Below are 12146 nucleotides of genomic sequence, written 5' to 3' on the forward strand. Positions count from 1 at the left end.
AGCCCGCGTGGGCATTGGCGGGCCCGCGAGGGCGGGCGGCGATTGCGCAGCGAATAGGCTCCGTGCAGGGTGGTGAGCGCGGTCCGTGCTAGCTTGTTAGGCCGTCGCGACGTCAGACCGGCGGTCGCGAACAGTTAAGGAGTTGTGCATGAGCGCGTCTGCGCCGACTGATACCCGCCCCTCGATCCGAGATAATATCCGCTCTCTGGCTTCGGCGCAGAAGGCCAAAGCGGGCGCCCCGTTGTACTCGCGTCTGATCAACCGGCCCGTGGGAAGGGTCCTGGCGGCAATCGCCCACCGGCTGGGGATGACGCCGGACCAGGTGACGGCGGTCTCCGCCTGCTGTACCTACGCGGGGGTCTTCCTGCTGGCCCTATGGCGCCCGTCGGTGCTCGCCTGCGTGACCACTTCCCTGCTGCTCATGTTCGGCTACGCCCTTGACTCCGCCGACGGCCAGTTGGCCCGCCTGCGCCACGGCGGCTCGAAGGCGGGGGAGTGGCTGGATCATGTGGCCGATGTGATCAAGCTGTCTACCATCCACGGAGCTATCGCCATTGGCCTGTTCCGCTTCGCCGAACTGCCGACGCCGACGCTGCTGCTAGTGCCGCTGGCCTTTGGAGCAGTGCAGAACATCCACTTCTTCAGCTACATCCTCACCTACCAGCTGCGCTACGCCGGCGGCACTCCGCTGGCCAAGAACGAGGGCCGCGCCGGCGTGCTGAAGTCGGTGCTGTCGGTGCCCACAGACTACGGGCTGCTGTGCCTGGTGCTGGCGCTGCGCTTCGCGCCCACGGCCTTCCTGTGGGTGTACGGGATCATGCTGGCCGGCTATGCCGGCTACGTGATCCTGGCGCTGCCCAAGTGGTATTTGGAGCTGCGCCGCGGCTGACCCGGCGTGAGCCACCGCGGCCCGCCCGCTCGTGGGACCCGGCCCTACGAGCTTGCCGCGCGGCTCCCTCGGATGGAATGGAGCGGAATTCAGCCCCGAATGAGGTCTTGGACCACCGCGGTCATGGCGGCCCGGTAGCCGGCGACGCTGAAGCGGGTTAGTGCCTCCTGCCTCCCGAGTCGGGCCAGACGCGCGGCGAGGGCGGGCTCGGCGGCGAGCCGGTCCAGTGCGGCTGCCAGTGCCTGCGGATCATCCGGGGGAACAAGCAGACCGGTGACGGAGTCGTCGACGACCTCCTTCAGTCCCTGCACGCCCGAGGCGATCAGCGGGCGGGCGGCGTGCATGGCCTCCACGGCCGTGTTGCCGAAGGGCTCCTGCCGTGAAGGCACGACGACGACGTCGGCTCGTTCCAGCACCGGCCAGGTCGGGTGGACGTAACCGAGGAAGTCCACGTGCCCGACCAGGTCCGGCGCAGCGGCCCGTTCACGCAGCTGCGCCTCGTACCACTCGTAGCCGGGGAAGATCGAGCCGGCCACCTCCAGGGAGGCCTCCACGCCGCGCCCGCGCAACAGCGCCACCGCCTCAAGCAGCACGTCCACGCCCTTGCGGGGCGATAACCTGCCCACCATGGCAATGCGCAGTGGCGCGTCGGCGGTGCGCTCACGCAGTGGAGTGAGCGGCTGCGACGGCCCCGCCACGCCGTTGTGCACCACCCGGGTGCGTCCCGCCAGCAGTGGCTGTGCGGACAGCAGGGCCCGCCGGGCCGCCTCGGAGTTGGCCACGATCCGAGTGGATGCCAGCAACGGCGCGTTCAGACCGGCACGAATGACCAGATGCTGGGTGTCCTCGGCCTCGTGCACGTGGCAGAGCACGGGGACGCCGGCCGCGCGTCCCGCCAGCGGCCACCACGGGATCGTCACCGTGTTGGCCAGCAGCGCATCGGCGCCGCAGGCCTTGATCAGGCCGCGCAGTCGTGACAGTTCGCCCGGGGCCCGGGCGGCCAGGTCCGCCAGGCCGCGGGGAGTCAGCAGGGCCTTGCGCAGCACGGTGAAGGGAACGACGGCGACGCGCGCGCCCACTCCCGCTAGTACGGAAACCAGCGGGCCATCGGCGGGCAGCGCCACGTTGACCCGGTAGCCGGACTCGATCAGCCCGGTGATGGTCTCCACCAGCTGCCAGTCGGAGCCGTACAGATCCGGGGAGGGGTGAGCGACCAGCACCAGCGGGGAGCCGTCATTGGGACAGGTGGGAGCACTCATGCCGGGAACGCTCCGGTCCGGCGCCCGGAGGGGCGCCGACGCCGCGGCCCCTGCGCGGCCAGGCGCCGGCACAGCGCCTCGTAGCGGTCGGTTACCTGCTCCCAGTCGTACAGGGCGGCCCGGCCGTGGGAGCGCTGCCCGCGGCGCGCCTGGGCGTCCGGGTCCTGTTCCGCGGAGGCGACCAGGGCGGTGACGTCTGCGGCGGTGCCCCAGTAGCGGCCGGCGTCGCCGAGCACCTCCCGGTTGAAGGAGACGTCGAAGGCGTCCACGGCCGCCCCTGCGCCGATGGCCCGCAGCAGTGAAGGATTGGTGCCGCCCACCGAGTGGCCGTGGTAGTAGACGAGGGCTCCGGCGTACAGCTGGTCGAGCAGCTCCTGGTCCCACAACCCTCCCAGCAGGCGGACGCGGGAATCGGCCAGGGATTCGATACGGGCTGTGTACTCATTGGCGTAGGGGGCGGAGCCGACGACAACGAGCGGCAGGCGCGCCTGCGAACGGACATAGCCGTCGACGATCACGTCCACGTGGTTCTCGATCTCGAAGCGGGCCACCACCAGGTGGAAGCCGCCGGCCTGCAGCCCGAGCTCGGCCAGCCGTTCGGTTCCGCCCGTAACCCGGGGCGCCCCGTAGGCGATCAGGTCGGTGTCCGCCTTGAACTCCTCGGTGTAGTAGTCGGCGATGCCCTGCGCGTCGGCGATCAGCGCATCCGAGTAGCGCACCGCCAGGGCTTCGGCCGCCCGGTAGTAGCGCCTGCCGGTGGGACCCCACTTGCCTCGGCGCCACTCCAGGCCGTCCACATGCGTGGCCACGGGTATGCGGGCGGCCCGCAGGGCCGGCAGAAAGGGGGCATTGGCGGCGTTGAAGACGATGGCCACATCCGGGTGCACGCGCTCCAGCAGGTGGCGGACCGAAAGCGCCGTATGAGACAGCGTCTCCAGGGAGCGCTTCTTCATCGCCGGCAGCTCCACCACCCGCATGCCCCGGTAACGGCCGGGCAGTGGCGTGTCCGGTTCGGGGTTGCGGGAGTAGACGAGCACCCGGTGGCCCCGTGCGGCCAGGCGGCGGCCGACCTCCTCGATGGCGGTCTCGAAACCCCCGTAGCGTGCGGGTACGCCGCGCGTGCCGAGCATGGCAATGCGCAGAGACTCGGGCGGGGCGGCGGAGCTTGCGGCACGGGCTGTGGAATCAGCGGTCATCTGCTCTATTTGACCTCTCTTGTTGGGTGAAGCGTTCCCGGTGGACGAGTCGCAGCCCGTCGATCGCCCCGCGCACGGCGGGCACCAGGGTGGTGGTGGGGTGGGCGAGTATCTGGCGGCGTCCCCCGCGCAGGAGGATCCGCCACGACTCCTGGGGGGTGCGTCGCACCCACCGGGACAGTTCCTGGCGGCGTGCCCAGCGCGCGCCCAACAGGAGCCGGTTGCGCACGTTCCAGTAGTAGTACGTGGCCGAGTGGCGCTGCCCGCCCCGTGCGCGCCGGCGTGGACGCGGCGACGGCTCCTGAGTCTGCGCGGCGGACGATGCCGCTGCACCATCCGCGGCGGGTGAGGCGGTGGAAGCCGGGCGTTGGGTGCCGCCCTCAATGTGTCGGGCGACGATGGTGGTGTCATTGAGCAGTCGGCCACCGGCGTGAAGCACGCGCAGGGAGAAGTCGACGTCCTCCCAGTACAGGAAATAGTCCTCCGCCAGTCCGCCGGTGGCCTGCCACAATTCGGCGGACAGCGCGAAGCAGGCACCGGTCAGCCACTGCTCGTGACGGTGCCCGGGGATCAACACGGCCCGCGGTGAGCGGGTGGCGCCATCGGTCAGGTCAACGCGGTAGCCGTAGAAGGCCGGATGATCATCGGCGTCGACGATCATCGGCGCGACCAACGCCATCGGATCGGCCTGCGCGCGGGACACCAGCGCCTCCAGCTGATCCGGGGCGATGGTCGCGTCCGGGTTCAGGACCACGAGCGTGCGGGCTCCTGCATCCAGGGCCGCCTGCACGCCCCGGTTGACGCCAGCGCCGAAGCCCAGGTTGCTTTCCGGCAGGACGGTCGCCCAGCCGTACGCCTCAGCCAGTCGGACCACCGTGGCTCGTTCGGCGGGTGTGGAGGCATTGTCCACAACCACGATCTGCGGAGCAGCGGGCTCACGTCCAATGGGGGCCAGGTTCGTCTCCAGCAAGGCGTGCGAACCGTAGTTGACGACTATGACGGCGGCGCTAGAGAGGTCTGCCATGCCTGAAGTGTCTTCTCAATCGGTGTCCTATCGGATACTTGCGGCCAAGACTCGGCGGCCGCCTGCCTGCGCCGATGGTACTATCCCGGCGCCGCGCGCAAGTTCCTAGCGTGCTGCACCGTCATAACGCCGCAGAACCTTGACTTCGACCGAGTTACTGCGTCACTGCCAATCGATGGGAGCTCACGCGTGCCCGCCTTACCGATCAGCCTCGATGTGACGGTGTGCACCTACAAGCGTCCCGAGCGGGTAAGCGCCCTGGTTCCGCAGTTGCTCGCGCAGGTGCGGGACTTGGAGGGGGTCGATGCGCGGGTGGTGGTTGTCGACAACGACGCCGCAGGCTCTGCTCGTGATCGCCTGACCGAGGGCCCGGCGGACGCGCGCGTGCATGTGGTGGTCGAGCCCTCCCCGGGGCTGTCCGCGGCCCGCAACCGCGCCCTGGATGAGGCCGCCGGGCGGGACCTGCTGGTATTCATCGACGACGACGAGGCGCCGGGGGAGGGCTGGCTGGCCGCACTCGTGGAGGCGTACGCGACCTACCGGGATACCGGCGCCGTCGCGGTGACCGGGCCGGTGGAGTCGGTCTTCGCCGTCGAGCCGGAGCCGTGGGTGGCGGCCGCGCCCGTATTCGCCCGCGCACGCCGGGCCACCGGCACCCGGCTGCGCAGCGCCGCCACCAACAACCTGCTGCTGGACATGACGGCCGTGCGCCGTCTGGCGCTCAGATTCGACCCGCGTTTCGCCTTCACCGGCGGGGAGGACACCTTCTTCACCCGGGCGTTGACCGCCCACGCGGGCGAAATTGTGTGGTGCGACCAGGCCGTGGTGACCGAGACGGTTCCTCCCGAGCGGGCCTGCCGCCAGTGGGTGCTCACCCGCGCCCGTCGCAACGCCGAGACCTGGGCCTGGGTGAGACTGCTGGATGAACACGGCTGGCGGCGCGCCGGCAGACGCATGGAGTTCACGGCGCGTGGGGCGGCGCTGTGGCTGATTGGCACGGCCCGCGCCCTGATGGTGCGGGGGGACGACGCCGCCCGCCAGGCCCGGCGGGCTCAGCACGAGCACCGGGCGGCGGGCGGGCGCGGCATCCTGCGGGCGACGCTGCTGGGGCCGCGAACGGCGCCGTATGCGCGCTGAGCACGAGCCTGTCGCTCAGGGCTGAACCCTGGTCTCATCCTCCACACTGAAAACATCCACCTTCAACGCCTGCCCCGTGGTGGTGGCCCTGCCCGACAGGTAGGTGTTCAGACGGACCGCCCCGCGGCGCTGCAGCCGTGGCTCGTTGTCCGTGGTCTCCAGGCTCCAGGTGGCGGGGGCGGAGGAGTCACCCAACCAGACCTTGGCCCGCAGCGCGGTGGGCGAGGTGCCGGTCGCCTCGACGATCACATTCACGCGCATCCCCGGAGTGAAGGTGCCTTCGACCGGGACCGTGACCAGTGTGATCTCCTGTGCGCTGACGCGCTTGACCAGATATGCGGTGACCTTTCCGCCGGCCAGGACCGTCTTGACCTGGTAGCCGTCGGAGCCGCTTGCGCCGCGTGCGGTGATAGCGGTGTAGGTGGCGCCGCCGGAGCCGTCCTCGGCGAAGGTGAAGGCGGTGCTGACCCGCGTGGACGTGGAGCTGTAGCCCCGAAGCGTCGCGGATGAACCGCTGCCGGCCCGGTCCATGGCGATGACGCCGTGTCCGTCGACTCCGGCGGTGAAGCGGTCGGTGGGCGCGACGGACCAGGATCCGCCCCAGCCGCCGGCAACGGCGGTGTTGAAGTGCTCGTCCCAGACTCCATCCGCGAACCGCGTGTTGCCGCCGAGATCGGCCGTGGATGTGTTCCAGGCCGCATTCACCAGTGCGCCTCGGTCGACCGTCGTGCCCGTCGGAAGGCCGAGGGCGGAGGCCACGGCGGCGCTGAGCGGCTTGCCGGAGCCCGCGGCCGGAGAGTCGGACCGAATCCGGTAGTCGCCGCCGTAGTCGGTGATCGTGGTGGTCTCCCGCACGAATACCGGGGAGTTGCCACGGTCGGCGCGCAGGTCGAGTGAGTTCGTGTCCTTGCCGGTGATCGTCAGTCCCTGTGTCTGCGTCTGCTGCTCGAGGGTTTCGGACACGGCCCAGGAGTCGGGGCTCAGGCCGAAGTTCGTCAGATACAGGTCGGAGCCCGTGCCGCGGTCGATGTTCTCCGGCCGGACGAACACGTTGTAGTCGGACTCGGCGAGCTGCTCGTTGACGCTGGCGAATCTGCCCTCCGTCTCCCCCGGGCGTCGCAGGTTCCGGGACGCCTCGACCAGGATCATGTTCTGGTACCGGCGGTTCTTGTTGGCGCCGGGATCGGTGTAGGCGGTCCGCGGCTTGGAGGCGATCACGTTGTTGATCAGCTCATTGTCCAAGGAGTCCCAGGCCATCGGCTTGGTGGTGTCGCCGCCGTTGTACTCTCCCGCGCTCCACTTCTCGACGTAACCGGCCGGGCAGGTATCCCACTCCCGCGAAGACAGGTTGCAGGCGTCCACGCGGTTGTCCTCATGCACATAGATGGGGTCCAGCGTGCCCACGATTGTGTTGTTCCAGACCTTGTCGCGTGCGCTGCCGGACAGTTGAATGCCGGTCTTGGAGCCCTGGATCAGGTTGGATGCGATCACATTGTCCTGACCGATCTCATCGAGTATGGCGATTCGGTCGATGTTGATGAAGGTGTTGGCGACCAGCGCGGAGTTGATGACGCCCTCGTCCAGCCACAGGGCGTTGAAGGCGGTTGGACGCGCCTTGTTCATGCTTAGATCGGAGGAGTCCAGGAGTTCGTTGGAATCGTCCTGGAGGGTCTGGGAGCGGTCGAAAGTATTCGCCTCCACGCGAATGGAGTCGGAGTGGGTCAGCTTGACATCGGCCACCGTGCAGTACGCGCCGCAAGCGGCGGTGATGAAGCTCTTCGCGCCGTTGCCGGTGAAGGTGTTGCGGTACATGTGCAGGCGGTGGGCACGATTCGCGCCCAGGCCGTTGGAGCCGTTTCCGGTGAACACGGAGTTGCTCACGGTCACGTCGGTGGCGTTGGCGATGTGCAGCGCGGGGCCGGCCTGCGAGCCCGAGAAGGTAACGCGATCAATGCGTGAGCTCTTGGCGGCATTGAAGACCATGGTGGCGTTGCCGTTCTTGCCCCAGACCGGATCGATATAGTTCCAGGCCTGGATCGGGGCGTAGTTGGTGATCGTCAAGCCGATCACCGAGGCGCCGGTGCCCAGCATGGTCAGCGCGCGACCGTGCTGGATGATCTCCACGGTCTTGTCGCCCGGATCAGTGCCCAGGACGTACTGGGCGCCGGTATGGGGTCCCTGCACCCAAGAGGATTCGCTGTCTGAATTGCCGACTCGGGCGGCGATGGCGGGATTCTTCTCAGCGGCCGTGTCCCTAACGTAGAAGGTCATTGTCCCCGGTGTGACCTTGGTGGGATCGTCCACCTGCGTGAGTTCCTCGCTGGTTCCGTCAGCCCCGACGAAGAACACTGCCTCCGGGTAGCGGGACATGTCGCCGTCGACCTTCTTAGGGTTGGTGGAGGCGTCCTGGTTGAAGCGGACGAAGTCGGTGCGCCTGCTGGTCCACACGCCGTTGTTATTGGTGAAGTCCGAGCGGCCGAGCGCCTCCGTGCCGGTGAGCACGGGCTTCGCGCCCTCCTTGGCCTGGAGCGTGATTCCGTTGAGAACCAACTCGCCCTCGCGGTAAACGCCGTCACCGACTTCAATGGTGGTGCCGGCTTTAGCGGCCTTGAGTGCTGCGCCGATGGTCTTGAACGGACGCTCGGCGGAGCCGTCGGCCGCCGCGGCATCGGCGGCGGCGTCGACGTGGATGGTGGTGGTCTCGGCGGCGTCGGCCGGAGCCGCCGGGATCGCTAGTCCCACTAGTGCTAGGAATGTGATGATGGTCAGTACAGTGCGTTGCATGATGTCCTCCAAGGCAGGGTGACGGGACCAACATAGCACATCAAGGTTGTATTACAAGGATAGCGGCTGCGACTCTTCGATTCGCACTCCGGCATGTGGCGTTATAGTGCGGAAATGTCGCGATCGGCTCGTCGCCAGGTTTGGCGGACTACTCGGCGGGCGGTTCGATGTCCCGGTTGCGGGGCGTGTGGTTACGGGGGGACTCGGCCTGTGGGGCGGCGGGATCATCGCGGTCTGTGGAGCGCATGCGGAGTATCGTCAGTGTTACCGCCATGCCGACGGCGAGCCCCGCGACGCCGCCGTACAGTCCGTAGCGGGCGGTGGAGGGACCGGATGGCTCCTGCGGGAAGGAGGCCACGTCGACGTCGGTCAAGGACAGAGCCGTCTCGTCCTGGGGCTTCACGGTCAGGCCGGCAACGACATTTCGCAGCGCCACGACCTCGGCCTCGACTATGGCGTGGGCGCTTTCCGCGGAGGTGGTGGTGGCGGAGATGTTGATGATGAGGCTGTTAGTCGAGGTAGACACCGAGACCGCGCGCTTGACTTCAGAGTGATCGATGCCCGTGGCCTGGGAAACCTCGCTTAGAACCGAGTCCGAGGTGCTGAGCTGGACGATCGTGGGCATGATCCCGGTGATGATGTTGGTAGCGGAGGAGACTCCGCGTTTACCGCTGTCACTGTCCGCCGCCACCAGTGCGCTGGCGCGCGAGGTGTAAACGGGCGTGCTCGTGATGGCCAGGCCAGCGCCGACGAGGCCTCCCAGCAGGGCGTGTACCAGCAGAAGGGGCGCAAACTTGCGCAGCAGGACGCTGATGGCTCCATCGGGATTCATCGTTTGGTTCCTTTCGCTCGGCGCGTGTCTCGCGCCGCCCTCGGCCCGCCGGTCAGCTACTGGCCGGGCCCGCGCGCCAGCTGGCGGAGCTGGTCGCAGTGCGCAATGTCCCCGACTGGCAGGATCAGGCGATCCTGAACGGGGCCCGGCTCGATGCTACGACGGGCACCGAGCCGATAAGGCCAAGTCCGGGGAACTTTACCTCTACCTCCCCGTCGCCCTCAATGCCGTCGAAGGCGACGAAGGTGGTGTTGAAGTTCGCGTCCGGGCGGGTGTCAGAGATCGCGGGCTGTTCACTGAGCGGGCGCAGGGCAATGCCCCGTTGAAGGGACAGCAGCCGTATGCCGTCGGGCGTGTAACCGGTGGAGTCCCCTCTGAAGGCGCCGGTGTGGGTGAGCAGATCGGTGCCGGGCCGACTCGCCGCCACCCGCAGGACGGTCATGCCGCCGATGACGGACGCCGGGCCGATGATCAGTTCTCCCGCGGGATGCTCCTGCGTGGAGGATTCGGGTGCGGTGGGGGTGGGCTGTGCGAGGGTGCCCGGTGCACTGGGTTCATGTCGCGTCCGGGGGCGGTGTCGAGCTGCCGTCCCTATTGCGCCAGCCACCGCGACGGCGGCGGCTAACAGGCCCAGGCGCCGCCGGCTCAGTCGCGGTCGCGATGGTGCGGATGCGGGGGGCCCGTCGGGTGGCGGTGCGATGCTCATGACCATGCAATCCCGTCCACTTTGGCGCACATGGCGCCGATTGCTCCGCGCTCGAAGCAGATGTCGACCGCCTGCTGACCGTCGCAGATGTGCCCAATGAGCGGTAATCCGTAATCCGCGGCGGTTCGCCAGGTCGTCGCGCTAGCGTTCCAGGGCACGCCGAACAGGTCCCAGTAAGGGGCCCAATCCGCCGCCTTGCCGCTGATGATGTCCTCCTCATAGGCGTAACCCCAGGTGCGGAATCCGGCGGCGCGCCAGATCTCGGCCAACCAGGTGGCATCCCCGTAGAACTTCAGGATCGTGTGCCCGGGGTCCAACCAGGGCAGGTAGGTCTCGTGGGCGGCGCCGCTGTGCTTGGGGTCGATGAACAGCACATGGTCCTCCCCGTAGGCGGCCTGAAGGTCGGTGAGTCGGATGAGGGGCTCACCCCGAGTGGTGTAGGCCCGCGCCTGGTCCCAGGTCATCTGGGATACGCGCGTGTCCGGTGCCTGCCCGTCAACGGCCTGCAAGTCCTTGTCATGTACGCCCACGGCAACGCCGTCCGCGGTGAGGTTGAAACTGAATTCCAGGGCGGGCACGTTCCGGGCGACCGACTCGCTGTATGCGCGCAGACTCATCTCGGGCCAGTCCGCCGAGCCGCCACGGTGGGCGATGATCCACCCGTCGGCGTCCAGCAGCGTGTCCACGTCCACCTCCGCCGGTTGGGTCAGGGCGGTGGGCGTGCTGGCCACGCTGTGATCCTCTGCCCCACGAACTGTCAGGTTGATGCTGCTGATCAGCGGCGCCTGCTCCAACCGGGGCGCGCGGCGCGGTGGGTCCGTAAGCGCCCGCGGGCCGGCCGAGCCGGGTACTTCAATCATTCGGGATTGTCCTTCTGTGCCGGCACGGGCACGGGGTTGGCGTTAATCAGCGGCTGTCCAGCTTATCTCAACAGCCCGGTTTCAAGCCCCGTGCGGGCATGGCCGGGCCGGGACCGTGTTGCTGTTGTTGATGGCAAACGGGGGATGCGCGAAAGGCCGGCACAGTATGAGACACTGTGCCGGCGTCGGAGCCACCCGGTGGTGGTGGCCGCGATCTTCCGCCCTGGTGTAGAGGCAGCACGCAGGCCTTTGGAGCCTTGAGGCCCGGGTTCGAATCCTGGGGGCGGAGCCGGACGGTCCATGACGCCGAACGGCGGATGGCGGGCCGGCGCCCCCGTCGCGGCCGCGATGCGGACGTCGGGTTGGGGGCTGTCCGTGCACGACGTAGGATTGAGCCGCCGGGCCGCCAGTGGCCTGAGGCGTTGTGACGCCGAGTGAGAAGAGGACCCGTGGCTTCTACCTCCCCCGCAGCCGTAATCGTCATGGCCGCCGGCAAGGGCACCCGCATGCGCTCGTCGCTGCCCAAGGTGCTCCACCGCATCGGTGGCCGCAGCCTGCTCGAGCACGCCGTCGTGGCAGCGCGTGGTCTTAGGCCCGAACACCTGGTGGTGGTGGTGCGCCACGAGCGCGAGCAGGTGGTCGCCGCTCTGGCGCAATTCGCCCCCGACGCCACCGCCGCGGATCAGGATGAAATCCCCGGAACGGGGCGTGCCGTCGCCTGTGGTCTGGCGGCCCTGCCGGAGGAACTGGCCGGGCCGGTGGTGGTGACCAGCGGTGATGTGCCGCTTCTGGACGCGGACACCCTCCTGGCGCTGGTGCAACAGCACGTGGAGCATGATGATGCCGTCACCGTGCTCACCACCGTGCTGGACGATCCCACCGGGTACGGGCGCATCCTGCGCGACGACGACGGCGCCGTGGCCGGAATCGTCGAGCAGCGCGACGCCACCGCCGCTCAGCTCGCCGTCAAGGAGGTCAACGCCGGCGTCTACGTCTTCGACGCCGCCCACCTGCGCCGGGCCCTGGCCACCCTGGGCACGGACAATGACCAGGGCGAGGTTTATCTCACCGACGTCGTCGCCCACGCGCACCGCGAGGGCCGGGCCACCTCGGCCCGGGCCGTCACCGACCACTGGCTGGTAGAGGGCTGCAATGACCGTGCCCAGCTCGCGGCGCTGGGCGGTGAGCTGAACCGGCGCACGCTGAAGGCCTGGATGGAGCGGGGTGTGGGGGTGGTGGATCCGGCCGGCACCTGGGTGGATGTCACCGTCGAACTTGCCCGCGACGTCCGCCTGGAGCCCGGTGTCCTGCTGCGTGGAACCACGCGGGTGGGCCAGGGCGCCGTCGTCGGCCCCTATTGCGTGCTTACGGACGCCGATATTCCCGCCGGCGCCGTCGTCGCCCCCTTCAGCCTGCTCGACGGCGACGCCCCCGCGGCGCGGCTATAGACCGGCCCCGA

At 68.7% G+C, this 12146-nt stretch carries 10 protein-coding genes and 1 tRNA gene; 4 read left to right on the forward strand and 7 right to left on the reverse strand.

Translation table 11 applies throughout. The annotated features are described in order from the left end of the window. Window positions 1-148: 148 nt before the first annotated feature. Window positions 149-889: a CDP-alcohol phosphatidyltransferase family protein gene (locus CWT10_RS03850; protein WP_103062129.1), complete on the forward strand. Its 741-nt coding sequence runs from the start codon at window positions 149-151 to the stop codon at window positions 887-889. Window positions 890-978: 89 nt separating this feature from the next. Here CWT10_RS03850 and CWT10_RS03855 read toward each other — a convergent pair whose 3' ends face one another. From CWT10_RS03855 to CWT10_RS03865, 3 genes are read right to left on the reverse strand one after another with little or no spacing between them, the layout of a single operon-like run. Further along, a complete protein-coding gene (locus CWT10_RS03855; RefSeq protein WP_103062128.1) occupies window positions 979-2148 on the reverse strand; it encodes a glycosyltransferase family 4 protein in 1170 nt (389 codons plus the stop codon). Then, window positions 2145-3278: a DUF1972 domain-containing protein gene (locus CWT10_RS03860; RefSeq protein ID WP_174721984.1), complete on the reverse strand. Its 1134-nt coding sequence runs from the start codon at window positions 3276-3278 to the stop codon at window positions 2145-2147. Before CWT10_RS03860 ends, CWT10_RS03855 begins: the two co-directional genes overlap by 4 nt. Window positions 3279-3333: 55 nt before the next feature. Further along, window positions 3334-4368, reverse strand: a complete 1035-nt coding sequence (locus tag CWT10_RS03865; RefSeq protein ID WP_103062126.1) for a glycosyltransferase — start codon at window positions 4366-4368, stop codon at window positions 3334-3336. A 189-nt stretch (window positions 4369-4557) separates the two neighbouring features. Here CWT10_RS03865 and CWT10_RS03870 point away from each other — a divergent pair, with 189 nt between their 5' ends. Continuing rightward, window positions 4558-5505 carry a glycosyltransferase family 2 protein gene (locus CWT10_RS03870; protein WP_103062125.1) on the forward strand — a complete coding sequence of 316 codons (948 nt, stop codon included), beginning with the start codon at window positions 4558-4560 and terminating at the stop codon, window positions 5503-5505. A gap of 15 nt (window positions 5506-5520) precedes the next feature. Here CWT10_RS03870 and CWT10_RS17635 read toward each other — a convergent pair whose 3' ends face one another. The 4 genes from CWT10_RS17635 to CWT10_RS03890 all read right to left on the reverse strand — a co-directional run bounded on the left by CWT10_RS17635 (window position 5521) and on the right by CWT10_RS03890 (window position 10687). Beyond that, entirely contained in the window at window positions 5521-8289 is a 2769-nt protein-coding gene (locus tag CWT10_RS17635; RefSeq protein WP_103062124.1) for a right-handed parallel beta-helix repeat-containing protein, read from the reverse strand. 148 nt (window positions 8290-8437) lie between these two features. Further along, window positions 8438-9121 (reverse strand): YveK family protein, encoded by a 684-nt coding sequence (locus tag CWT10_RS03880; RefSeq protein ID WP_103062123.1) that lies wholly within the window; start codon window positions 9119-9121, stop codon window positions 8438-8440. Between the two features lie 124 nt (window positions 9122-9245). Further along, entirely contained in the window at window positions 9246-9827 is a 582-nt protein-coding gene (locus CWT10_RS03885; protein WP_128683279.1) for a hypothetical protein, read from the reverse strand. Then, window positions 9824-10687: a glycerophosphodiester phosphodiesterase gene (locus CWT10_RS03890; protein WP_103062121.1), complete on the reverse strand. Its 864-nt coding sequence runs from the start codon at window positions 10685-10687 to the stop codon at window positions 9824-9826. The genes CWT10_RS03885 and CWT10_RS03890 overlap by 4 nt, the downstream gene beginning before the upstream one ends. A 217-nt stretch (window positions 10688-10904) precedes the next feature. Here CWT10_RS03890 and CWT10_RS03895 point away from each other — a divergent pair. Together CWT10_RS03895 and CWT10_RS03900 are read left to right on the forward strand one after the other, a co-directional pair. Continuing rightward, window positions 10905-10976 (forward strand) — tRNA-Gln (locus CWT10_RS03895). A gap of 160 nt (window positions 10977-11136) precedes the next feature. Beyond that, entirely contained in the window at window positions 11137-12135 is a 999-nt protein-coding gene (locus CWT10_RS03900; protein WP_103062120.1) for a bifunctional UDP-N-acetylglucosamine diphosphorylase/glucosamine-1-phosphate N-acetyltransferase GlmU, read from the forward strand. Window positions 12136-12146 lie beyond the last annotated feature (11 nt).

Source organism: Actinomyces qiguomingii (genome assembly GCF_004102025.1).
In the GTDB taxonomy this organism is placed as follows: domain Bacteria; phylum Actinomycetota; class Actinomycetes; order Actinomycetales; family Actinomycetaceae; genus Actinomyces; species Actinomyces qiguomingii.